This is a genomic window from Amnibacterium sp. CER49 (assembly GCF_029846255.1).
Classification (GTDB): Bacteria; Actinomycetota; Actinomycetes; order Actinomycetales; family Microbacteriaceae; genus Amnibacterium.
Map to the genome: position 1 here is coordinate 1,825,861 of NZ_JARVWQ010000001.1, position 22,473 is coordinate 1,848,333.

19 protein-coding genes and 1 riboswitch are annotated in these 22,473 nt (G+C 73.0%); of the genes, 12 read left to right on the forward strand and 7 right to left on the reverse strand.

Annotated elements, in window-relative coordinates:
• Positions 1 to 99: 99 nt before the first annotated feature.
• On the reverse strand, positions 100 to 1,131 hold the full coding sequence (locus QDR37_RS08945; protein WP_279713284.1) for a beta-propeller fold lactonase family protein: 1,032 nt from the start codon (positions 1,129 to 1,131) through the stop codon (positions 100 to 102).
• A 131-nt stretch (positions 1,132 to 1,262) separates the two neighbouring features.
• On the opposite strand from QDR37_RS08945, the gene QDR37_RS08950 reads away from it, so the two are divergent.
• From QDR37_RS08950 to QDR37_RS08965, 4 genes are all read left to right on the forward strand, one after another.
• Positions 1,263 to 2,420, forward strand: coding sequence for an ROK family transcriptional regulator (locus QDR37_RS08950; RefSeq protein ID WP_279713285.1), 1,158 nt, complete (start codon positions 1,263 to 1,265; stop codon positions 2,418 to 2,420).
• A gap of 135 nt (positions 2,421 to 2,555) precedes the next feature.
• A complete protein-coding gene (locus QDR37_RS08955) occupies positions 2,556 to 3,755 on the forward strand; it encodes a Gfo/Idh/MocA family oxidoreductase (RefSeq protein ID WP_279713286.1) in 1,200 nt (399 codons plus the stop codon).
• A gap of 29 nt (positions 3,756 to 3,784) precedes the next feature.
• Positions 3,785 to 4,828: a Gfo/Idh/MocA family oxidoreductase gene (locus QDR37_RS08960; RefSeq protein ID WP_279713287.1), complete on the forward strand. Its 1,044-nt coding sequence runs from the start codon at positions 3,785 to 3,787 to the stop codon at positions 4,826 to 4,828.
• Complete coding sequence (locus QDR37_RS08965) at positions 4,828 to 6,447, forward strand: beta-N-acetylhexosaminidase (protein WP_279713288.1); 1,620 nt, start codon at positions 4,828 to 4,830, stop codon at positions 6,445 to 6,447. The genes QDR37_RS08960 and QDR37_RS08965 overlap by 1 nt, the downstream gene beginning before the upstream one ends.
• 110 nt (positions 6,448 to 6,557) lie before the next feature.
• Here QDR37_RS08965 and QDR37_RS08970 read toward each other — a convergent pair whose 3' ends face one another.
• Genes QDR37_RS08970 through QDR37_RS08985 form a run of 4 tightly spaced genes read right to left on the reverse strand, consistent with a single transcriptional unit; the run spans position 6,558 to position 10,790 of the window.
• Positions 6,558 to 7,604, reverse strand: a complete 1,047-nt coding sequence (locus QDR37_RS08970) for a Gfo/Idh/MocA family oxidoreductase (protein ID WP_279713289.1) — start codon at positions 7,602 to 7,604, stop codon at positions 6,558 to 6,560.
• The gene (locus tag QDR37_RS08975; RefSeq protein ID WP_279713291.1) at positions 7,601 to 8,602 is read right to left on the reverse strand and encodes a Gfo/Idh/MocA family oxidoreductase; all 1,002 of its coding nucleotides are present in this window, start codon (positions 8,600 to 8,602) and stop codon (positions 7,601 to 7,603) included. The genes QDR37_RS08970 and QDR37_RS08975 overlap by 4 nt, the downstream gene beginning before the upstream one ends.
• The gene (locus QDR37_RS08980; RefSeq protein WP_279713293.1) at positions 8,602 to 9,564 is read right to left on the reverse strand and encodes an ROK family protein; all 963 of its coding nucleotides are present in this window, start codon (positions 9,562 to 9,564) and stop codon (positions 8,602 to 8,604) included. Before QDR37_RS08980 ends, QDR37_RS08975 begins: the two co-directional genes overlap by 1 nt.
• Positions 9,561 to 10,790, reverse strand: coding sequence for an ROK family transcriptional regulator (locus QDR37_RS08985; RefSeq protein WP_279713294.1), 1,230 nt, complete (start codon positions 10,788 to 10,790; stop codon positions 9,561 to 9,563). Before QDR37_RS08985 ends, QDR37_RS08980 begins: the two co-directional genes overlap by 4 nt.
• A gap of 191 nt (positions 10,791 to 10,981) precedes the next feature.
• On the opposite strand from QDR37_RS08985, the gene QDR37_RS08990 reads away from it, so the two are divergent.
• The 7 genes from QDR37_RS08990 to QDR37_RS09020 are packed head-to-tail and all read left to right on the forward strand — an operon-like array spanning position 10,982 to position 18,337.
• On the forward strand, positions 10,982 to 12,643 hold the full coding sequence (locus QDR37_RS08990) for an ABC transporter substrate-binding protein (RefSeq protein WP_279713295.1): 1,662 nt from the start codon (positions 10,982 to 10,984) through the stop codon (positions 12,641 to 12,643).
• Between the two features lie 28 nt (positions 12,644 to 12,671).
• On the forward strand, positions 12,672 to 13,655 hold the full coding sequence (locus QDR37_RS08995) for an ABC transporter permease (protein ID WP_279713296.1): 984 nt from the start codon (positions 12,672 to 12,674) through the stop codon (positions 13,653 to 13,655).
• A gap of 2 nt (positions 13,656 to 13,657) precedes the next feature.
• Positions 13,658 to 14,590, forward strand: coding sequence for an ABC transporter permease (locus QDR37_RS09000; protein ID WP_279713297.1), 933 nt, complete (start codon positions 13,658 to 13,660; stop codon positions 14,588 to 14,590).
• Positions 14,587 to 15,672, forward strand: a complete 1,086-nt coding sequence (locus QDR37_RS09005; protein ID WP_279713298.1) for an ABC transporter ATP-binding protein — start codon at positions 14,587 to 14,589, stop codon at positions 15,670 to 15,672. Before QDR37_RS09000 ends, QDR37_RS09005 begins: the two co-directional genes overlap by 4 nt.
• Positions 15,669 to 16,709 (forward strand): ABC transporter ATP-binding protein, encoded by a 1,041-nt coding sequence (locus tag QDR37_RS09010; RefSeq protein WP_279713299.1) that lies wholly within the window; start codon positions 15,669 to 15,671, stop codon positions 16,707 to 16,709. The genes QDR37_RS09005 and QDR37_RS09010 overlap by 4 nt, the downstream gene beginning before the upstream one ends.
• Entirely contained in the window at positions 16,706 to 17,599 is an 894-nt protein-coding gene (locus QDR37_RS09015) for an acyltransferase domain-containing protein (RefSeq protein ID WP_279713300.1), read from the forward strand. The genes QDR37_RS09010 and QDR37_RS09015 overlap by 4 nt, the downstream gene beginning before the upstream one ends.
• 42 nt (positions 17,600 to 17,641) lie before the next feature.
• Positions 17,642 to 18,337 (forward strand): HAD family phosphatase, encoded by a 696-nt coding sequence (locus QDR37_RS09020; protein WP_279713301.1) that lies wholly within the window; start codon positions 17,642 to 17,644, stop codon positions 18,335 to 18,337.
• On the opposite strand, the gene QDR37_RS09025 is transcribed toward QDR37_RS09020, so the two are convergent.
• On the reverse strand, positions 18,334 to 19,173 hold the full coding sequence (locus QDR37_RS09025; RefSeq protein WP_279713302.1) for a hypothetical protein: 840 nt from the start codon (positions 19,171 to 19,173) through the stop codon (positions 18,334 to 18,336). The two genes, QDR37_RS09020 and QDR37_RS09025, sit on opposite strands and share 4 nt — an antisense overlap.
• 159 nt (positions 19,174 to 19,332) lie before the next feature.
• Positions 19,333 to 19,836: a MarR family transcriptional regulator gene (locus QDR37_RS09030; protein WP_279713303.1), complete on the reverse strand. Its 504-nt coding sequence runs from the start codon at positions 19,834 to 19,836 to the stop codon at positions 19,333 to 19,335.
• A gap of 13 nt (positions 19,837 to 19,849) precedes the next feature.
• A riboswitch (cyclic di-GMP riboswitch) is annotated at positions 19,850 to 19,925 on the reverse strand.
• A gap of 234 nt (positions 19,926 to 20,159) precedes the next feature.
• Between QDR37_RS09030 and QDR37_RS09035 the strand changes: the two genes are divergently transcribed.
• Entirely contained in the window at positions 20,160 to 22,454 is a 2,295-nt protein-coding gene (locus QDR37_RS09035; protein ID WP_279713304.1) for a bifunctional diguanylate cyclase/phosphodiesterase, read from the forward strand.
• Positions 22,455 to 22,473: the final 19 nt, after the last annotated feature.

Sequence of the window (22,473 nt, forward strand, 5' to 3'; positions counted from 1 at the left end):
AGGAAGGCGGTCTGAGCAACGCCTCCACCCGTTCTGGACGGGAGCCCGACAGCACCTGAGGTGATCCTCCAGCGATCGGGCGTGTGGCGGGCAAGGCGCTCAGGGCGCGAGCCACACGGGTCGCGGCAGCTCGATGAGCGCCGTGGGCGCCGCCGGCGCGCCTCGGGACGGGAGCGGCAGGCGGGCGACCCGGGAGGACTCCCTTCCCGCGACGAGCAGCGCGTCCCCGGCGACCGCGAGGTGCTGCGGCCACGCGACCCCGGCGTCCCGCTCCTCGAGCAGGCGCGGCTCGGCGCCCGAGAGGTCGAACCGGGCGAGCGTGTCGGCGCCGCGGTTCGCGACGTGGACCGTGGCCGTGCCGGGGACGGCGACGAGGTCGCCGGGGTAGTTGCGCGACGTGGGCGTCCGCGTCGTGCTCGGGATCGTCCGCCAGGCGGTCACCGCACCGGTCGCCGTGTCGAGCGCGCCGACGCACAGGGTCTCCGCGAGCTCACCTGTGACGGCGACGACCCCCTCCGCGGGCAGCGCGAGGTGACGTGGCCCCGTGCCGGGAGGCAGCGGCGAGGCGCCGATCGCGGTGAGCGACGCATCGACGGGATCGAGCGCGAACGCGCGGAGCAGGTCGGCGCCCAGGTCGGGGACGAGCAGCACGTGCCCGTCGCCGACGAAGACGGCCTGGTGCGGGTGCGCGGCGTCCTGCCGGTCGGTGTCGGGGCCGCTGCCCTCCAGCGCGGTGAGCGCGGCGGGGTCCGTGGGCATCCCGTGCTCGTCGAGCGCGACGGTGAGGAGGCTCCCGCTGCCGTAGTTCACGACGACGAGCGCCGTGCCGCTCGGGTGCACCGCGAGGTGGCAGGGCTCCGTGCCCTCCGTCGGCCGTGCCGAGAGCAGCCGGAGCCCGTCGCCGACCGCCCAGGTCTGCAGGGCGCCGGTTCCCGGACCGGTGACGGTGTAGGCGAGGGGGAGGAAGGGGTGCCGCACGACGCAGGCGAGAGCGGCGATCGTCGCCTCGCGCTGCGCCCGTCCGTCCCGGAGGGAGAGGCGGAAGAGGCCGCCGGTGGACTCGTCGCCCGCGCAGGCGACGAGCACGGCGTCGTCCCGCTCCGGGGCGTGCTGCTGCGGCTGTGTGGTCATCGGTCGTCCTCGGTCGAGCGTACGGGGACGACGCCGAGCCGGTTTGACATGAGTTTGTTCACCCGCTGTACTAGCCGCACCGACGGCCGAGCAGGGTCGCGTGGCGACGACGCCGAGGGGAGAGCGCCTTCGTGACTGATGCGCTCGGCGCCGTCCCGCCGCCACGCACCGTCCGGCTCGCCCCCCGGGTGACCACGAAAGCGCTTCCGCAGGACAGCCGGGTCAACAACCGGTCCCTGGTGCTGCAGATGCTCTTCGAGACCGAGGCGATGAGCCGCGCCGAGATCGCCCGGGCCAGCGGGCTGACGCGGGCGAGCGTGTCGACGCTCGTCGCGGAGCTGGTCGGCGAGGGCGTGCTCGCCGAGCTCGGCCTCGCGGCCCGCACGGGCGTCGGCAAGCCGGGGATGCTCGTCGGGCTCGACGCCGACTCGTCCCACATCCTGGCGCTCGACCTCTCGGCCGACGACCGCTTCATCGGCGCCGTCATCAACCTGCGCGGGGTGGTCGCGTACCGCACCGAGGTCTCCCTCGGCGGCGCGACCGGCCAGGCCGCGTTCGAGCAGGTCGCCGCGCTCACCGCCGAGATCGCGGGCCGCACCGACCGGCGGGTCCTCGGCATCGGGGTCGGCACCCCGGGGATCGTCGTGCCCGGCGGCACGATCGTCGAGGCCGCGCACCTCGACTGGCACCGCTTCCCGCTCGGCGCCCGGCTCGCCGACCGCTTCGGGCTGCCCGTCCACGTCGGCAACGACGCGAACGTCGCCGCCCTCGCGGTGAACACGTTCCGCGGGGTCGGCGCCGGCGACCTGATCGTCGTCAACCTCGAGCAGGGCGCCGGCGCGGGCATCGTCCTCGGCGGGGCGCTGCTCGAGGGGGAGCAGTCGGCGGCGGGCGAGATCGGGCACGTCATGATCGACGAGGACGGCGAGCCCTGCGTGTGCGGCCGGCGCGGCTGCCTCGAGCTGGCGATCGCCGTGCCTCACATCCGGCGGCGGCTGTCCGTGGCCGGCGTGGCGCAGCGCGACGAGGTCCTCGCCGCGGCGGGGCGGGCGCTCGGCATCGCCCTGGCGCCGGTGATCAGCGCGCTCAACCTGAACCGCGTGGTGCTGCGCGGTCCCGAGGACATCATCGCGGGGCCGCTGCTCGAGAGCGCCCGCACGACGATCCGGCTCCGGACGATGGCCGTCATCAGCGATCAGCTGAGCATCAGCAGGGCGATCGACGGCGAGGACCTCGTCCTGCTCGGTGCCGCGGTCCTCGTGCTCTCGGCGCTGATCGGGGTGTCATGACGCGCGCGACAGGCAGGGCACGGCCGGCGACGACCACGACCGCCGCACGGCGCTGCCCGGGCTGACGCCGCACCTCGACCCGGCGCCGCGGTCCCCGCAGGGCGCCGCTCCACGATCACGAACGGAAGGAACCCCATGACCGACGTCCTCGACTCAGCCGGACCCGCTGAAGCGGAAGCCGGCGGCGACCCCCGCACCGGGGCGTCGCGCTCCACGCGGCGCGTGCGCATCGGCGTGCTCGGCACGGGCGGCATCGCCACGATCCCCGAGGGTGTCCTGCCCAACCTGCACCACATCGCCGACAAGGTCGAGCTCGTCGCCGTCGCGGACCTCGACCTGGAGCGGGCGACGCGCGTGGCCCGGCAGTACGACGTGCCCGAGTGCTACGGCTCGCTCGAGGAGATGCTCGAGACCGCGGACATCGACGCCGTGGTCAACCTGACGCCCATCCCGGCGCACGCGCGCACGGCGATGCAGATCCTGCAGGCCGGCAAGCACCTCGTGGTCGAGAAGCCGATCGCGACGACCCTCAAGGACGCCGACGCGATCATCGAGACGGCGCGGGCGAAGGGGCTCACGATCATCTGCGCGCCGCCCGACATGCTCTTCAGGTCCTACATCGAGGCGCGTCGGCTGATCGCCGCCGGCACGATCGGCAAGGTGGCCTTCGCGCGGGTCCGCAGCTCGCACGGCGGCCCGGGCGGCGACCCCCAGGGCTGGCCGCTCGACCCGTCGTGGTTCTACCAGGCCGGCTCCGGCCCGCTGTTCGACATGGGCGTGTACGGGATCCACGAGATCACCGGCCTGCTCGGGCCGGCGAAGCGGGTGAGCGCGTTCACCGGGATCACCGAGCCGACCCGCACCGTGCGGGGCGAGGGGCCCTTCGCGGGCAAGGTCATCGACGTCACCGCCGACGACAACTGCCTCTTCATGCTCGACTTCGGCGGGGCGACCTTCGCCGTGATCGACGGCACCTTCAACGTGCTCGCCACCCGCAGCCCGAAGGTCGAGGTCTTCGGCCGCCGCGGCGTGCTGAACGTCTACGGACCCGACAACCTCGACCACCCCGGGGGCGACGCGCTCGACCTGTTCCGCACCGACATCGCCCCCGGCCTCGACGGCTGGGTCTCGCCCGAGAGCTGGCCGCAGATCGAGGACGAGCGCCGTGCGCTCCTCGAGCGCGCCATCCTGGTCGACCACCTCGCCGACGTGCTGCTCCACGGCGAGGCGAACGTGCTGACCGCCGAGCACGCCCGGCACGCGCTCGAGATCATGATCGCCGTCACGACCTCCTCCCGCGAGGGTCGCGTCGTCGAGCTCGCGACCACGTTCTGACGCACGTGGCACCCACCCAAGGAGGAACCATGTCCGCACCCGTACGGTTCGGCGTCGTCGGGCTCGATCACTGGTACTCGGCCGTGCCGCTCGCCGAGGAGCTCGCCGCGCGGTCGGACGTCGAGCTCGCCGGCATCGCCGACCGGGACCTCGGGCGCGCGGAGGAGATCGCGGCCCGCACGAGGCCCGGCACCGTGACGTCCGACCTCGCGCAGCTGATCGAGGACCCCTCGATCGACGTGATCGCGAGCTTCGTGAGCGTCGATGAGAACCCGGAGATCTGCGTCGCCGCCGCCGAGGCCGGCAAGCACATCGTGTCCGTGAAGCCGCTCGCGCGCAGCCTCGCCGAGGCGGACGCCATCGTCGCCGCGGTGCGGAAGGCCGGCGTCGTCTTCGTCCCCGCCGAGTCGCGGTCGCGGACCTCCGACCTGAACCGGCTGCTGCACCGCTGGGTGACGGGCGGACGGTTCGGGCGCATCACCTCGGCGTCCTTCAGCCTGAGCGGCTCGCTGCCCCAGGCCTGGCCGGGCGCGGACTCGCCCGGGTGGTGGACCGACCCGACACGCGCGCCCGGCGGCGGCTGGATCGACCACAGCCTCTACCAGATCGACCGGATGCGCTGGCTGCTCGGCGAGGAGGTCGCCGAGATCAGCGGGCGGGTGGCGAACCTCGTGCATCACGACCTCGGGCTCGAGGACTGGGGCCACGCCGTGCTGCGCTTCGACGGCGGCACCATGACCTCCATCGAGGACACCTGGAGCGGACCGCGCGACGCGTGGCGCATCACGACCAGCATCATCGGCACGAAGGGCGCCCTCTCGCACGACACCGCGACCGGTCTGCTCTCCGTGCTCGACGAGGACGGCGAGTACGACGGCTGGGTGCACCTCACCGCACCGTCGGACGACGCCGTCGGCGTCGACGCGATCCTCGCGGCCGTCGCCCGGGAGGGCGAACCGCTCGCGGGTGTCGAGGACGCCTGGGAGAACCTGTCCGCCTGCCTCGCCTTCTACGAGGCAGCCGCATCGGGCGCCGTCGTGCAGCCCGCGCACCTGAACGGGAGGAGCATCTGATGGTCTCGACACTCGTCCCGGCCGCCGCGCTGTCCGAGACCGGGGAGGACGGGTTCGTCCTCGACGCGAGCACGGGCATCGCCGCCTCGGACGAGCTCGAGGGCGTGCTCACCTGGCTGCAGTCGGCCCTCCGGCCCGCGACCGGCCTGCCGCTGCACCGGCGCGACGGCGACGGCGGCATCCGCCTCGCGATCGATCCGGCACTCGCCGTCGAGGGGTTCCGCGTCGAGGTGGGTCCCGCCGGGGTCCGGATCGAGGGCGGTTCGGCCGCCGGCGTCTTCGCCGGCTGCCAGGTGCTGCTGCAGCTGCTGCCGCCGTCCGTCTACCGTCGCGCCCGCGTGACGGGGGAGACCTGGCGGATCCCCGGGGTGCGGGTGCAGGACCGGCCGCGCTTCGGGTGGCGTGGGGTCATGCTCGACGTCGTCCGGCACTTCATGCCGAAGCACGACGTGCTGCGCTTCATCGACCTGATGGCGATGCACCGTCTGAACACGCTGCACCTGCACCTCACGGACGACCAGGGCTGGCGCATCGAGATCCGCAAGTACCCGAGGCTCACCGAGGTCGGAGCCTGGCGGCACGAGACCCAGGTGGGCGCATCGCGCGAGTCGCCGACGGACGGGCGCCCGCACGGCGGCTTCTACACGCAGGACGACATCCGCGAGATCGTGCAGTACGCGGCCGACCGCTTCATCGCGGTCGTGCCCGAGATCGAGTCGCCCGGCCACGTGCAGGCCGCGCTCGCCGCCTACCCCGAGCTCGGCCTGGCGGGGAGGTCCTACGACGTGTTCACGCGCTGGGGCATCAACGACAACGTGCTGAACGTGGAGGAGTCGACCGTCGACTTCTTCACGGACGTGCTCGACGAGGTGATGGAGCTGTTCCCGTCCTCGTACATCGGCGTGGGCGGCGACGAGTGCCCGAAGGACCAGTGGCACGAGGACCCGCGCACCCAGGAGCGGATGCGCGAGCTCGGCGTCGGCGACGAGGAGCAGCTGCAGGCCTGGTGGATCGGGCGGCTCGACCAGCACATCACCTCGCGCGGCCGCCGGCTGTTCGGCTGGGACGAGATCCTCGAAGGGGGCCTCGCCGCCGGCGCGACCGTCGCGTCGTGGCGCGGCCGTGCGGGGGCGCTCGTGGCGGCCCGGCGCGGGCACGACGTGGTGTCGTGCCCCGACGACCTCGTCTACCTCGACTACCGGCAGTCCGACTCGCCCGACGAGCCCATCCCGGTGTCGATCGTCCTGTCGCTCGAGGACGTCTACGGCTTCGACCCGGTGCCGCCGGAGCTCACCGAGGCCGAGGCCCGCCACGTCCTCGGCGGCCAGGCGAACGTCTGGACCGAGCACATGGACAGCCCGCGGACCGTGGACTACCTCGTGTTCCCGCGCCTCTGCGCGCTGGCCGAGGCGCTCTGGCGGGAGGGGCCCGGCGACTTCGGCGACTTCACGCGACGGCTCGCGACGCACCTCGAGCGACTCGACGCGATCGGCGTCGAGTACCGCCGGTCGTCGGGACCGCTGCCCTGGCAGCGCCGACCGGGGATCGTCGGCCGGCCGAGCACCCGCGAGGAGCGCGAGGCCTACATCCGGAGCGTGGTCGCGAACATCGTGTCGTGACCACCTCTCGCCGCTCGTGCCCGGGCGCGGGGCCCCGGGCACGAGCGGCGGACGGGCACGTCCGGCCGGTGCGCGCGGCAGGAGCGCGTCCGTGCCTGGACGCCCGGGGCTCAGGGGGCCGGGGCGGCCTCCTCGCGCAGCACGTGCACCGTCCGCCCGGTCCGGGCCGACTCCTGCGCGGCGAGCACGATCGACAGGGTGCGCAGCCCGACGTGCACGTCCGGCTGGGGCTGCGTCCCGGTGCGCACCGCGTCGACGAACGTTGCGAGCAGCGCGTCGTCGAAGTCCGGCCCGTAGCGCGCCTCGAGAGGCCGCCCGGTGCCGGCGACGATGCCGCGCGCGGCCTGACCGAAGAAGTCGATCTCGACCGTGCCGCTCGTGCCGGCGAGGCTCAGGGTGAGGCCGCCCCAGACCGGCGAGGTGTCCGGGCGGCTCCACGAGCAGTCGATCGCGGCGATCACCCCGTTCGCATAGGTGATCGTCACGAGGCCCGCGGTCTCCGAGGCGGCGCGGCCGGCGTGCAGCACCCGGTTCGCGACGGCGGTGACCGTGAGCGGCTCCGACCCCATCAGGCCGTCGAGCAGGTCGGCGATGTGCACGATGTGGTCCACGAGCGCGCCGCCGCCTGCCAGCGCGGGATCGGTGAACCAGTCCCGGGCCGTCGGCAGCATGCCGTTGTTCGCGCCGCGAACCGAGACGAGGCGTCCGAGGGCCCCGGCGGCGTGCTCGGCGCGGAGCCGCTGGAAGACCGAGGCGAACCGCACCGGGAACGCGACCATCAGCAGCACGCCCGCCGACGCCGCGGCGTCGCGCATGGCGAGGCCGTCCTCCCAGCTCGTCGCGAGCGGCTTCTCGCACAGGATGTGCGCCCCGGCGCCCGCGGCGAGCTCGACGAGCTCTCGGTGGCGGGCGTTCTCGCTCGTGATGACGACCGCATCGGGGCGCCAGGCGAGCAGCTCCTCGTAGGTGTCCGCGTAGCCGACGCCGAGTGCGTCCGCGAGCGCGCGCCCGCGCAGCTCGTCGACCGATCTGCCGGTCGACGTCCCGTCCGGATCCGAGCCACGGACCTCGACATCCGGCATGGCGGCGAGCGAGGCGAGGTACCCGACGGCGTGCACGTGCGCGAACGACAGCACGCCGATCCTCAGGGCGCTCATGCGCCGACCCGCGAGAACGAGGGGAGCTCGACCGGCTGGCCGGTCTCGAGGGAGCGGCGGGCGGCGTTCGCGAGCGCGACGGCCGCGACCCCGTCGGCGGCGCTCACGCGAGGTGTCGGACCGCCCTGGATCGCGTCGACGAACTCGTGCAGCTCCGCGAAGTACGGGTCCTCGGCCGGGTCGACCGCGGGCAGGAAGCCGTCGGCGGCGACCGCCGCGGCGAGCTCGGAGCGGTAGTTCTGCTCGGCGGCCGAGGAGTGGGCGAGGGTCCCACCCGTCCCCGTCACCGAGTACTCGGTCGTGAACGGCAGGTGCTGCGGGCCCCACAGGCCGGCGACATGGCTGATCGCGCCGGACGCGTGCGTGAGCAGGACGTGCGCGGCCTCGACGGGGTCGCGGTCGTCCGGGACCCGTGCGGTCACGGCCGAGACACGGACGACCTCGCCGGCGATCCAGCGGGCCATGTCGAGGTCGTGGATCATCTGGTCCATCACGATGCCGCCTGAGAGCGCGTGGTCCGCGAACCAGGGCGTGTGCATCGGGAACGCGCCCGAGCGCGAGAACCGCAGCACCGCGAGGTCGCCGAGGGTGCCCGCATCGACCGCCTCCTTCAGGCGCACGTACTCGGGGAAGTACCGCACCACGTGCGCGGGGTAGAGCGGCAGCCGCGCGGCCTCCGCTCTCGCGGCGAGGTCCGCGGCGTCCTCGTCGGTGAGCGCGAGCGGCTTCTCCGAGATCACCGGCTTGCCGGCGGCGAGCGCCGCCCGGACGATCTCGGCGTGCGCGAAGGTGGGGACCGCGACGTCGACGACGTCGACGCGCTCGAGCAGGTCCTCGAGCGAGTCCACCACCTCGCCGCCGCCGAAGGCCGCGACGAGAGCGGGGGCGCCGGCGGTCGAGTGCACGACGACCTCGCCGAGGCGGAGCAGGTTCGGCAGGTGGGCGCGGGCGATGCCGCCGGCGCCCACGAGGCCGATGCGGATGCGGGGTGGGGACATCAGGTCTCCTGTTCCAGAGGGGATCGGGCGGCGGTGCCGGCGAGCAGCGCCGCCCCGGCGAGTGCGGCCGCGGGGCCGACGAGCGAGCGCTCGACCGCCGGCGGTGGCCGCCAGGTGAGCAGGTCGGCCACCGAGCGCCGCACGGGGGCGAGCAGCCGGTCCCCGGCCTCGCTCAGACCGCCCCCGAGCACGACGGCGGTCGGGTCGAGCACCGCCGTGAGCATGACGATGCCGGTGGCGAGCGCGGAGACCGCCTGGTGCCAAACGAGCGCGGCGATCTCGTCGGTCTCGATGCGCTCGACGACGCCAGGGGTGTCGGCCGCGTGGGCGCCGCCGGCCTCGCGGTAGCGGCGGAGGATGTTGCTCGCCGAGGCGTACACCTCGACGCAGCCGCGCTGCCCGCAGCTGCAGCGCTCGCCCCCCGGCACGACGGGGACGTGGCCGAACTCGCCGGCCGCGCCGCCCGCTCCGGTGAGGACGGCGCCGCCGCTCACGACGGTCGCCGAGACGCCGGTGCCGATCGGGATGAAGACGAAGTCGTCCGCGTCCCGTCCACGGAGGCTTCGGGCGCGCCGCTCGGCCAGCGAAGCGGCCCGCGCGTCGTGGTCGAGCGCGACCGGCACGCCGAACCGGTCCCGGAGCAGTGCGGCGATCGGGACGTCGGCCCAGCCGAGGTTCACGGCGAGCACCACCACGCCCGACCCGCTGTCGACGACCCCCGGGGAGCAGACCCCGATGCCGACGAGCACGTGCCCGTCGCGGGCGGCGAGCTCGGCCAGCTCGCCCACCACCGCGAGGACCGCCGCCACGGCGCGGTCGCCGGGAGGATCGGACGGCGTCCCCTCGAGGAAGGTCGGGGCGCCGAGCAGGGCCAGCGCCGGGCCGTCCTCCGGGTACAGCCCCGCCTTGATGGTGGTGCCGCCGATGTCGACGGCGATCAGGACCCGCGTGCCCGCCGTCACCCTGCGCTCGCCGTCCGCAGGGCGGCACGACCGGCGAGCTCGTCGACGCGCGCCGGCGCGAGGAACTCGTCGAGCGCGAGGATGCTCGCACCGCGGATCGCCGCGTCCTGCGCCGCGCGGCTCGCCCGGACCTCGAGCGCGTCCGCCGCGAGCGGCAGGCACATCCGGTAGAGCTCGCTGCGGATCGCGGACACGAGCGGGGGAGCGGCGGACATCGATCCCGCGAGCACGATCTCCTTGGGGTTGAAGAAGTTCACGACGACGCCGAGGACGCGGCCGATGCGGACGCCCGCGTCGCGCAGCTCGTCGACCACCGCCGGGTCGCCCTGCGCCGCCAGCGCGAGGAGGTCGGCGGTCGAGGTCACCGCGACCCCCGCCTTCTGCAGCCGCGCGATGAGGGCGCCGCCGGAGGCCACGGACTCGAGGCAGTTCGGGACGCCGCACGTGCAGCCGATCGCCGACGTGCCGTCGACGGCGGTGTGCGCGAGCTCGCCGGCCGCGCCGCCGATGCCGCGATGGAGCCGTCCGCGGGCGATGATCCCGCTGCCGATCCGGGTGCCGAGCTTCACCGCGATCAGCTGCGACTGCTCGGGCTCGTGCTGGTCGGACCGCTCGGCGAGCGCGATGAGGTTCGCGTCGTTCTCGACGAGGACGGGCACCGCGGTGTGCTCGGCGAAGAGGTCGGCGAGCACGATGCCGTCCCAGTCGGGCGCGAAGCTCGGCGCCACGAGGCGGTCGTCCGGGTGCGCGACGGGAGCCGGGACCCCGACGGCCACGGCCCGCAGCGCGGCGGGGTCGAGGCCGGAGTCCCGCATCAGCGTCACGGACCGGCGCCAGAGCTGGGCCACGGTCTCGCGGGCCCCCACGGCACCCGTCAACGGCACGCCGTGCTCGAGCACGCCCGTGTCGGCGAGCTCCGCTCCGGTGAGGTCGGCGATCGCGGCCCGCACGTGGTTCGCGCCGAGGTCGACGGCGAGCACGAACCCGTGCGACCCGTCGAGGGCCACGCGACGGCCGCGGCGGTCGCCGAGCGCCCCGATCGAGCCCACCTCGTGCACGAGGCCGGCCGCCGCGAGCGCGTCGACGCGGAGCGCCACGGTCGAGGGCGCGAGCCCCGTCATCCTGGCGAGACCGGAGCGCGACACGGCGCCGTGCGAGCGGATGAGGCGCAGCACGTCGCCTAAGGACCCGGGAGCGGACGCCCGGTCCTGGTAGCGACGATGCATGTCGCGATGTTAGCCATGCGGAGTCCGATCATCGAAAGGTTTCATTCCGGCATCGCAACTTGACCGCCGGGAGCAGGGGCTGCGAGAGTGCGCTCGTGCCGACGTGGTCACGTGTTCGAGGCTTTCGTGTCCGCAGGTCGCTGCGGGCCCGGGCCGGCGCGTCGCCCGTTCAGAACCCGGAAGGACGAGCAATGGGATCCACCCGTACACCCCGCTGGCCTCGACTGGGAGGGGCCCTGGCGACAGCCGCGGCGGTCGCGCTGCTCGCGGCCGGCTGCGCGTCCGGCGGATCCTCCGGTGGCGCAGGCGGTGTCAACGGCTCGGTCACGATCGCCAACACGAGCGGCGCGACCTGGACCTGCGGCTTCAACCCCTTCAACCCGGCGGTGCTGGGGGAGTCGTTCGGCTTCGCCTACGAGCCCCTCGTCTACGTCAACGCACTGAAGAACGCCGCGCAGACGCCGATGCTGGCGACGAAGACGGCTTGGTCGAACGGCTTCAAGACCCTCACGGTGACCACCCGGCAGGGCGTCAAGTGGAGCGATGGCAAGCCGTTCAGCGCCGACGACGTGGTCTTCACCTTCGAGCTGCTGAAGAAGCACGCCGGGCTCGACATCAACGCGGTCTGGTCCTCGGGCCTGCAGTCGGTCACGAAGTCCGGCACCGACCAGGTCGTGTTCCAGTTCAAGGCGCCGTCGCAGCCCTACCTCTACTACATCGCCGGGCAGACGCCAATCGTGCCGCAGCACATCTGGTCGACCAGCGCGGTGGGTGACCCGGTGACCTACACCGATTCGAAGCCCGTCGGCACGGGCCCCTACAAGGTCGCGTCGTGCACGCCGCAGAACATCCAGTACGCGGCGAACACCGGCTTCTGGATGAAGGGCAAGCCCTCGGTGAAGACGGTGAACTACCCGGCGTACACCGACAACTCGCCGGCGAACCAGGACCTCGCCTCCGGCAAGGCGCAGTGGGGCGGGCAGTTCATCCCGAACATCGACAAGTACTACGCGGCCCGCGACAAGGCGCACAACCACTACTGGGCTCCGGCCGTCGCGAACGTGAGCCTCGCGTTCAACCTCAAGCACCCCGTCACGAGCGATGTGAAGGTGCGGCAGGCGCTCGCGTACGCGATCGACCGCAAGACCGTCGCGAAGGTCGGTGAGAACGGTCAGGAGTCGGGCTCGAACCAGTCCGGCATCGTGCTGCCGACGTTCCAGTCCTGGTTCGACGACGCCCTCGCCAAGCAGTACGACTACACCCCGAACCAGGACAAGGCGAAGCAGCTGCTCGCCTCCGCCGGGTACTCGGCGAGCAAGCCGCTCAAGCTGAACGTCATCACGGTGAGCGGGTTCACCGACTGGGACGCCTCGCTGCAGGAGATCAAGCAGGAGCTCGCGCAGGTGGGCGTCGACCTCACGGTGCAGGACCTCGCGGGCCAGACCTACAACACCCGCCTGTACAAGGGCGACTTCGACCTCGCCTACATCTCGGAGACCGGCGGCCCGGCGCCCTACTACGAGATGCGCCAGGAGCTGCTCAGCGCGAACTCCGCGCCGCTCGGGCAGAACGCGACGACGAACTACATGCGGTTCTCCGACCCGGCGGTCGACAAGCTGCTGAACGACTACTCGGCCGCGTCCGAGTCGGAGCAGCACAACATCGTGAGCCAGCTGCAGAAGGTCATGCTGACGCAGGTGCCGACGATCCCGATGACCCAGTCCGCGTACTGGTTCCAGTACAGCACCAAGAGCCTCACGGGCTGGCCGACGCCGTCGAACCCGTACGCGCTGCCTGCGCCGTACGCGATCCCGGACAACGAGCAGGTGCTGATCAACCTGAAGGGCAAGTGATGCTGAGCCGCGGGAGAGGGAGGGCGGCGTGAGGTACGTCCTGCGCCGGCTGGTGCTGTTCGTGATCACGCTGTGGGTCGCGTTGACGATCAACTTCTTCATCCCGCGGCTCATGCCCGGCAACCCCGCGGAAGCGATGATGGCGCGCTTCCGCGGGCGGGTGAACCCGGCGGCGCTGAAGGCGCTCGAGGCCGCGTTCGGCATCAACACCCAGAAGCCGCTGCTGCAGCAGTACATCGAGTACCTCGGCAACACCTTCACCGGCAACTTCGGCAGCTCGCTCACGTTCTTCCCGCAGCCCGTCAGCCAGGTGCTCGCCACCGCGCTGCCGTGGACCATCGGCCTCGTGGGGGTGACGACGGTGGTCGCGTTCCTCGTCGGCACCCTCATCGGGCTCGTCGCCGGCTGGCGCCGCGGCGGCGTGCTCGACAGCGTGCTGCCACCGGTGTTCGTGATCACCGGGGCCCTCCCGTTCTTCTGGGTGGGCCTGCTGCTCGTGCTGCTGTTCTCGGTCACGATGAACGTGCTGCCGAACGCGGGGGCGTACGACGTGACCCTCGCGCCGGACTTCAGCGCCGACTTCATCGGCAGCGTGCTGAGCCACGCGATCCTGCCCGCGGTGACGATCCTCATCATCTCCGTCGGCGGATGGATCCTCACGATGCGCAACAACGTCGTCACGATCCTCGCCGACGACTACATCCGGATGGCGCGGGCGAAGGGTCTGTCGAACCGGCGGATCATGTACGGCTACGCCGCGCGCAACGCCGTGCTGCCGAACCTCGCCGGCTTCGCGATGTCGCTCGGGTTCGTCGTCTCCGGCGCGATCCTCGTCGAGTACACGTTCAACTACCCGGGGGTCGGGTACATGCTGCTGCAGGCGGTCAACAACCAGGACTACCCGCTCATGCAGGCGATGTTCGTGATGATCACGATCACCGTGCTCGTGGCGATCCTGATCTGCGACTTCCTCACGGTGATGCTCGATCCCCGCGCCCGGACGGAGGGCTGACCATGGTCTCGATCACAGCCGGCTCGATGAAGCCGCCGGCGCTCAAGGCCCGCCGGCGCCGGGGTGGTGGCGCGCTCGCCGTGTGGAACGCCGTCCGCCGCAGCGGCAAGGCGCTCCTCGGTGCCGCCCTGCTGCTCGTGTTCCTGGTCGCGGCGGTCTTCCCGCAGCTCTTCACGAGCGTCGCCCACCCGGCCGAGCGCGCCTACGATCTCAGCCTGCCGCCGGGCCCGGGGCACCCGCTCGGCACCACGGCGTTCGGCCAGGACATCTGGGCCGAGCTGGTCTGGGGCACGCGCGAGACGCTGATCGTCGCGGTGGCGACCGGGCTCGCGGCCACCGTGCTGTCGGTGCTGATCGGGGTGGCGGCGGCGTACCTCGGAGGCGTCGCCGACGAGGCCCTCTCGCTGCTGACCGACGTCTTCCTCGTGATCCCGGCGTTCCCGCTCATCATCGTGATCGCGGCGTACGCGAACGGCGGCAACCTGGCCGTCATCATCGCGGTGCTCGTCGTCACCGGCTGGTCCTACGGCGCCCGGCAGCTCCGGGCGCAGGCGCTGTCGCTGCGCCGACGCGACTTCCTCGAGTCCGCGCGGGTGCGCGGCGAGAACTGGATCTACATCGTCGTCTTCGAGATGCTGCCGACGATGATCTCGCTCATCGCGGCGAACTTCCTCGGCACGGCGCTCTACGCGGTGCTCACCGCGGCCGGCCTGCAGTTCGTCGGGCTGGGCAGCCCCAACTCCGTCAGCTGGGGCACGATGCTCCACTGGGCGCAGTCGGCGGAGGCGCTGCAGACGGGGCAGGCGTGGTGGATCATCGCGCCCGGCCTCTGCATCGCGCTGCTGGGCGCGGCGTTCGCGCTGCTCAACTACGCGTTCGACGAGATCTCGAACCCCGCGCTCCGGCGCGTTCGGCGGCCCAGGAAGGCATCGTGACGGGAACCAGCACCGACGTCCGGACCACCACGACGGAGCGCGCGGGCGCCGACGAGCCCGGGCGGGACGCCCCCGTGCTCGAGGTGCGCGGTCTGAAGGTCGTCTACGACACCGCGAGCGGGCCCGTCACCGCGGTCGACGGCGTCGACCTCACCGTGAACCCGGGGGAGTTCGTCGCTGTCGTCGGCGAGTCCGGCTGCGGCAAGTCGACGATGCTCTTCGGTGTCGCGCAGCTGCTCAGCCCGCCGGCCCGCATCGCGGGCGGCGAGGTGGTCTTCCGCGGCCAGAGCCTCGTCGCGATGAACGACAAGCAGCTGGCGCCGATCCGCTGGAAGAACCTCTCCGTGGTGATGCAGTCCGCCATGAACGCGCTCAACCCGGTGAAGCGCATCGGCGACCAGTACGCGGACACGATGCGCGCGCACGGGGTCAAGGAGAAGGCCGAGATCACGAAGCGCTCGGAGGAGGTGCTCGCCCTCGTCGGCATCGACAGGATCCACCTGCGCAGCTACCCCCACCAGCTCTCGGGCGGCATGCGCCAGCGCGCGATGATCGCGATGGCGCTGCTGTTCGCGCCGGAGCTGATCATCATGGACGAGCCCACCTCCGCGCTCGACGTGGTCGCCCAGCGCTCGCTGATGCTCCAGATCAAGGAGCTGCAGCGGCTGCTCGGCTTCGCGGTGCTCTTCGTCACGCACGACATGTCGCTCGTCAGCCACTTCTCCGACCGGCTGCTCGTCATGTACGCGGGCCAGGAGGTGGAGTTCGGTGCCACCCGGACCGTGTTCGACCGCCCGGCCCATCCCTACTCGAAGGGCCTGCTCGAGGCGTTCCCGTCCATCCGCGGGCCGAAGGTGCCGCTCGTCGGGATCCCCGGCGCCCCGCCGGCCCTCAACGCGATGCCGCCCGGGTGCCGGTACGAGCCGCGGTGCCCGTTCGCGTACGAGGACTGCAAGACGGTCGTTCCGGCGCTGTACCAGGTCGGCGGGTCGCGGGCCCGCTGCCTGCTCCACTCGCCGGACCACCAGCCGCCGGCGGGCCAGCCGGTGGTCGCCGTCGTGACGGACGAGGAGGTCCTGTGAGCACGCCGATCCTCGAGGCGCGAGGCCTGACCCGGGTGTTCCGCGTCGGCGGGTTCCTGAACCGGCACGACCTGCACGCCGTCGACGACGCGAGCTTCGCGATCGGAGGCTCCGAGATCCTCGCGCTCGTGGGGGAGAGCGGTAGCGGCAAGTCGACGATCGCCCGGCTGCTCGCCCAGGTCTACACGCCGAGCGCGGGCGAGATCCTCTTCGAGGGCACGCCGCTCACGAAGCTGCGGAGCCGCGCCGACCAGATGCGGTACCGCGCCGCGGTGCCGATGGTGTTCCAGGACCCCTTCAGCTCGCTGAACCAGTCGTATCCCGTGTCGCACGGCATCGAGCGGGGCCTCAAGCTGCACCGGTCGGACCTCGACGCCGAGGGGCGCCGCTCCGAGGCGGAGCGGGTCATGGAGGCCGTGGGCATGCGGCCCGCGAGCGAGGCGCTGAGGAAGTACCCGTACGAGCTTTCGGGCGGCCAGCGGCAGCGGGTCGGGTTCGCGCAGGCGCTCGCCTACAAGCCGAAGGTGATCCTCGCCGACGAGCCGGTGTCGATGCTCGACATCTCGGTGCGCATCGGGCTGCTGAACCTCATGGCGAAGCTGCGCGACGAGGACCACGTCTCGCTCCTCTACATCACGCACGACATCGCGAGCGCGCGCTACATCGCCGACCGCATGATGGTGATGTACGCGGGACACGTGGTCGAGTCCGGTCCCGTCGACGAGGTGCTGCAGTCGCCGCAGCACCCGTACACGCAGCTGCTCGTCGCGGCGGTGCCCGATCCGCGCGCCATGCCCACGATGACGGCCGAGCAGGCGGCGGGCGAGCCGCCGAAGGTGATCGACCCGAAGCCCGGCTGCCGGTTCGCCGACCGCTGCCCGCTCGCGAAGGAGGTGTGCCGCACCACCACCCCGCCGCTGCTCGAGCTGCAGCCCCGGCACGAGGTCGCCTGCCACGTCGCGGCCGACCGGGTGGGCCGGGGAGCGGAGTCGGAGGAGCTCGGCAGGGCCGCCGACCTCGTGGGCTCCGCCGCGTGAGCGCCGCCGCAGAGGTGTCCTCCCGGCTCGTCGACGCGACGCAGGACGCGGCTCTCGAGTCGCTGGGCCTCCGGGAGGACGACCGCGCCGACGTGCAGCGCGCGGTCGCGGCGGCGCTCGAGGACGACGACCGGCTCGCCGACGTCGCTGCGCTGACGGAGCGGCTCCGGGAGAGCATCGGTGTGATCGGGGGCTCCGGGCCACAGCCGTTCGACACCCCGATCGCCAAGAGCGACTGGCACGGCATCGGCGTCCTGCCGGTGCTCGCGCTGCTCGCGACGGCCGACGACGTGCGCGCCTTCCACCGGTCCCGCGGAATCCCGGAGGCGGTGTCCGAGCGGACGCTCGCCGACATCGGTCAGCAGATCTGGGTGCACCGGCGCACGTACGGCGCCTTCGGGCTGGATACCTACGACTGGGAGACCCTCCCGTGGTCGGGCAACCTCTACTGGCTGGGCCGCCTGCAGTACGAGCTCGTGCAGCACGACGGCGGCTGGGTGCTCTCCACGCACATCCCCGAGACCGGGCCGCTGACCCCGGCCGCCGTCGACGAGTCCTTCGCGCAGGCCACCGACTTCTTCGCCGAGCACTTCAGCGATCGCCCCGCGGACCGGTTCCACTGCTCCTCCTGGCTGCTCGATCCGCAGCTGGCCGAGGTGCTCGACCCGGAGTCGAACATGGTGCGGTTCCAGCAGCGGTGGACCCTCGAGGGCGAGGGCACCGTCGCGGACGCCGACGCGATCTACTTCGTGTTCCGCAAGCGCGGCGAGGTCGACCGGGCGACCCTGCCCCGCGACACCACGCTGCAGCGCGCGATCCTCGACCGGCTCGACGCGGGCGGCCACTGGAACTCGTGGAACGGCACCATCGACCAGAGCCGGTGGCGGTGATCGCGGCGCCGCCCGCCCGCCCGGCGCGGTGCGGCGCGAACGATGCCTGAGAGCGGCCCCGACGGGGTGCTCGTCGTCTTCGACTGCGACGGGGTGCTCGTCGAGACCGAGGCGGTCGACGCGCGCGTCCAGCAGCAGGCGTTCGCCGAGCTCGGGGTCGACCTCACGGTCGAGGAGATCGCCGAGCGGTTCGCCGGGGGCACGGGGGAGCACTTCGCGGCGGAGCTCGCACGCGTCCTCGGCAGCGCGCTCGACTTCGACTGGCACGAGCGCTTCGGCGACCGGTACACGCGCGCCTACGAGCGGGAGCTGACGTCGGTGCCGGGCGTCGAGGGCGTGCTCGACGCGCTCGACCGGCTCGACGTCGACCGGTGCGTGGCGTCCAACTCCACGCCGGATCATCTCCATGCCGTCCTGTCGCTGACCGGGCTGCTGCCCCGGTTCGCCGGGCGCATGTTCAGCGCGATCGAGGTGGCACGTGGCAAGCCCGCGCCCGACCTGTTCCTCCACGCCGCCGCGACGCTCGGGTACCCGCCCGAGCGCTGCGTCGTCGTCGAGGACAGCGTCGCCGGGGTCACCGCGGCCCGGGCAGCGGGCATGGCGGTGCTCGGCTACGTCGGCGGGCTCACGCCGCGGGCGAGGCTCGAGCCGCTCGCCACGGAGGTGTTCACGGACATGACCGCGCTGCCCGTCCTGCTCGGGCGGTACGGCGTCGGAGCGCAGCCCGCGAGGCGCTAGACGGCGGCGATCGGCCGGCCCGCCGCGCCGAGCGCCCGCAGGCGCTGCTCGGCGTCGCCGACCTGTCGCGCGAGCGTGGCGACCTGCTGCTGCGCCACGATGAGCGCGCGCCCGAGCTGGTCCGCCTGCTCGATCGCCGCTCGCAGCTGCGTCGCACAGGACGCCTCGCTCGCCTCCGCGGCGGCGAGGAGCGGTGTGTCCCAGGCGACGGTCTGCCGAGCGGCGAGCAGCTGGGACAGGACCGTGCTGTAGGCGCTCGCATCGGCGCTGAGCGCGGCCTGCGCGGCCGCCAGCTGCGCGCCGGCGGACCGCAGCGCCGCCAGCGCGGCCGGGCGCTGGGCGGGAGCGGCGTGGTTGTAGGCGGTGAAGCGCTGCTGGGTGGTCCCGGTGTCCGTGGCGACGGCGGAGCGGTCGGCCTGGATGCGGCCCTGCAGCGCGGCCGCACGCGGTGCGAGCTGGGCGACCGTGGCGGTCGCCCACGTGAGGTCGTGCGAGAGCGCCGCCGCCTTCGCCGTGAAGGTGCCGACCGACGAGGTGAGGCGCGCGACCGGCACCTGGGCGGCGCTCAGCTGCACGGTGACGGCGCTCACGCGGCCCTTCGCCGCGACGAGGGCGGACTGCAGGCTCGTCAGGTCGGTCGTGCCGGCTGCGCCGACCGGCTGCGCCGCCGCGGGAACCGTGATGGCCCGATCCCGCCATCCGGTCGTGCTGCGGTGCCGCGCCGCCGTCGTGCCCGGAGTCTGCGGATGGGAGGCGGCAGCGGTCGCGCTCTCGGCGAGCAGCACGCAGAGCGCGAGGACGATCGTCGGCCCCACCCGCCGGAATGGAACGCGCACCGGAACCTTTCTGGTGAAGGGGCCCCGGAGCCCCCGATGCAGCGGATATCCCGATGCGTTCTCAGGATATTCGAATTCGATATTCGAGAAGGAATCCCGGTCGGGGGGTTGATTCCGGAAATGGATTCGCGCCGATCTCGCGCCATCGCCTCCTCGGGCTCATGGCGTCCGGACGAGGAGGGGATCGACGGGAAGGGCCTGGGCGCTCGCCGCGCGGAGCGCGGAGCCGAGACGGGCGAGCAGCGAGCGGGGTCCGTCGTCCGCCGCCCGCGACGGGTCACCGACCACTCGTCGTACCGCCGCTTCCTGCACCGCGACGAGCTCGGCCGCGAGTCGCTCCCCGGTCGGAGCGAGCCGGATGTGGACGCTGCGGCGGTCCTGCGGATGCGGTCGGCGCTCGAGCAGGCCCGCGGGGGCCATACGGTCGAGCAGGTCGGTCACCGCACTCGTCGTGAGGTTCAGGTCCGCGGCGAGCCGCGTCGGCGTGACGGGCTCCGTCGCGAACGCCACGATCGTGAGCGCCTCGAGCTCCGACGGCCGCAGCGCCAGGTGCCGCCAGGAACGGCGCACGAGGGCGTTGTACTCGTGGGCGAGCGCCTGGAGGTCGTGCACCAGGACGGCGACGGCGTCCGAGGTCGGCGCGGAGTCGCGGAGGGGAGGCATGGCTGCTCTCTCGTTCGGTAGCCCGGCTGACCGACGTGGGTCCCGTGGCTTTGCGTCCCCGGCTCGCGCCGGGTTTGCCGTTTCGGGGGAATGCTGCGAGGAAATGCTGGCGTCCGCTCCGCTGACCGGGGGCCGGTGGTGGCGACGACTCGAGCGGCACGCTACTGCCGGGGCCCAGAAGGACTCGGCCGCCACTCCGGGCGTCCGAGCGGATCACGATTCCCCGGGCACACGGGATGGCCGCCTGCGCGCAGCGGCGGGACAATCGGAAGGGCGCCTGACACCTGCAGCGGTACCGGTCGCGTCGATGGGACGAGGTGGGCGTGGACGAGCGCGAGACCGAGGCCGGGAAGACGTCGGCGGCAGTGCGCGGCAGCGGTGCCCCGACGGAGGCCGGGCTCTCGCGTGCGCTCCGGGTCGCGCAGGGCGCGATGTGGGTGCTGCTCCTGCTCTACGTCGTCCTGCTGCTGGTGCACGGCAGGGGGTTCGAGCCGCTGGTCGACGGGGTCCTCGACGTCGGCACGCAGCTGCTGCCCGCAGCCGTGTGCTGGCTGACGGCGGCGGCGACCGCCGGCCGACCGCGCGGCTCGATCGTCTGGACCGCGATCGGTGCCACCGGGTTCGCGCTCGGCAACCTCGTCCTCGTCAGCGCCCTCGCGGCCGGATCGCGGCTTCCCGTGCCGTCGCTCGCCGATGTCGGCTATCTCGCCTTCTACCCTGCCGTCTTCGTCGCCCTGCTCCTGTCCGCCCGCTCGTCGGGCAGCGGCCGGAGCGGCGTCCGGCTCGACGGAGCGCTCGCCGCCCTCGCGAGCGCGGCGCTCGTCGCGCTGCTGCTCGCGCCGACCTTCGCGGAGTCCGACGGGACCCTGTCGCTGGGCAACGTGATCTCGCTCGCCTACCCGGTGCTCGATCTCGTGCTGATCGCCGCGGTCGCGGCGATCGCCACGCTGTCGAGCGCGCAGGTGAACGTCGCCCTGGCCCCGCTCTTCGCGGGGCTGTGCGTGTTCCTGCTCGGTGACATCGTGTACGACCTGCGCATCGCCAGGGACGACTACATGGTCGGGACCCTGCTCGACGCGACCTGGGGCCTGGGACTGGCGCTGATGACGATCGGGCTCGGACGTCGTGCTTCGCGGCCGGACCGTTCCAGGGTGGCGGAGTCCCTGGCCGTCGTCGTCCCGGCGGCCTCCACCGTCGTCGCCGTCGCCGTCGTCGTCCTCGCCGTCGCATCACGGAGCGCATCGGCCGGCCCCGCAGCCGTGCTCGCGGTGGCGGCCCTGCTCGCCGCGGCGGCGAGGATCCAGATCTCCTTCGTGCAGCAGCGGCGTGCGCTCGTGTTCCGGCGCGAGGCCCACTCCGACGAGCTGACGGGGCTCCCCAACCTCCGCGACTTCACCGAGCACCGGCCCCGGCGCGCGGCAGGCGACCCGGTCGCCGTGCTGCTGATCCACGTCGACGACGTCCGGGAGGTGCGCACCGCGCTCGGGCGGCACCTCGGCGACGTCCTCATCGTGGAGATCGCGAAGCGACTGGTCGGCACTGCCCCGGCAGGGACGCGGCTGGCGAGGGTCGGCGGGAGCGAGTTCGCCCTGCTGCTGCCGGGTGCCTCCCGCACGGAGGCCGAGGAGACGGCGGGCGCCCTGCAGGCGGCGCTGCAGGAGCCGGTGACGCTCGACCGCTGGCAGGTCGCGGCGATGGCCACGATCGGTATCGCGACGAGCGCCGGGGGCGGCACGGACCCCGACCTCCTCCTGGGGCGCGCTGAGCGTGCGTCGCGGAGGGCGCGGCAGGCCCGTGCTCCGATCGGCATCGCCGACATGCAGGACGACGCGGCGGCCGCGGACCGGCTGCAGACCATCCAGGACCTCCGCGCGGCGCTGCGCGCGGATCAGCTCGAGCTCTACTTCCAGCCGGAGATCGGGCTTCCCCGGGGCGAGCTGCTCGGCCTCGAAGCGCTCCTGCGCTGGACGCATCCCGCCCGCGGGCTGCTCCAGCCCGACGCGTTCCTCGACGTGGCCGAGGCGGCGGGCCTGATGCCCGAGATCACCGACTGGGTGCTCGGGGCGGCGCTCGACCAGGCTGCGGAGTGGTCGCGAGACGACCGCCCGGTCGGGGTGGCGGTCAACCTCTCCGCCGACGCGCTCATCGACGAGTCGCTGCCGCAGCGCATCTCGAGCGCGCTGCGCGGACGGCACCTCGCGCCCGAGCGGCTCGAGGTCGAGATCACCGAGGACCTGCTGATCCGCGATCGCGTCCGAGCCGCGCGTGTGCTCACGCGGCTCCGCGGGCTCGGCGTCCGGGTCGCGCTCGACGACTTCGGTACGGGGTACAGCTCGCTCGCCTACCTGCGTGAGCTCCCGGTGGACACGATCAAGCTCGACCGGTCGTTCATCCTGCCGATGGTGCGGGACGACCGGGCTGCCGCGGTCGTCGCCACGGCGATCGCCCTCGCGCACCGGCTCGAGCTCCGGGTGGTCGCCGAGGGTGTGGAGGATCAGGCGACGCTCGACGCGCTCGTCCGTCTGGGGTGCGACGCCGCGCAGGGGTACCACCTGCATCGTCCCGCGCCGGCTGCGGAGCTCGTGGAGCTCCTCGACCGGACCGCACCCCCGCCCTGATCGGGTTCCGACCGCTGCG

Excerpts from the sequence above, each read along its gene's own strand:
- QDR37_RS08990 (WP_279713295.1), top strand. The coding sequence starts at position 10,982 with ATGGGATCCACCCGTACACCCCGCTGGCCTCGACTGGGAGGGGCCCTG.
- QDR37_RS08965 (WP_279713288.1), top strand. The coding sequence starts at position 4,828 with ATGGTCTCGACACTCGTCCCGGCCGCCGCGCTGTCCGAGACCGGGGAG.
- QDR37_RS08955 (WP_279713286.1), top strand. The coding sequence starts at position 2,556 with ATGACCGACGTCCTCGACTCAGCCGGACCCGCTGAAGCGGAAGCCGGC.
- QDR37_RS08975 (WP_279713291.1), bottom strand. The coding sequence starts at position 8,602 with ATGTCCCCACCCCGCATCCGCATCGGCCTCGTGGGCGCCGGCGGCATC.
- QDR37_RS09000 (WP_279713297.1), top strand. The coding sequence starts at position 13,658 with ATGGTCTCGATCACAGCCGGCTCGATGAAGCCGCCGGCGCTCAAGGCC.
- QDR37_RS09020 (WP_279713301.1), top strand. The coding sequence starts at position 17,642 with ATGCCTGAGAGCGGCCCCGACGGGGTGCTCGTCGTCTTCGACTGCGAC.
- QDR37_RS08945 (WP_279713284.1), bottom strand. The coding sequence starts at position 1,131 with ATGACCACACAGCCGCAGCAGCACGCCCCGGAGCGGGACGACGCCGTG.
- QDR37_RS08960 (WP_279713287.1), top strand. The coding sequence starts at position 3,785 with ATGTCCGCACCCGTACGGTTCGGCGTCGTCGGGCTCGATCACTGGTAC.
- QDR37_RS09030 (WP_279713303.1), bottom strand. The coding sequence starts at position 19,836 with ATGCCTCCCCTCCGCGACTCCGCGCCGACCTCGGACGCCGTCGCCGTC.
- QDR37_RS08985 (WP_279713294.1), bottom strand. The coding sequence starts at position 10,790 with ATGCATCGTCGCTACCAGGACCGGGCGTCCGCTCCCGGGTCCTTAGGC.
- QDR37_RS08970 (WP_279713289.1), bottom strand. The coding sequence starts at position 7,604 with ATGAGCGCCCTGAGGATCGGCGTGCTGTCGTTCGCGCACGTGCACGCC.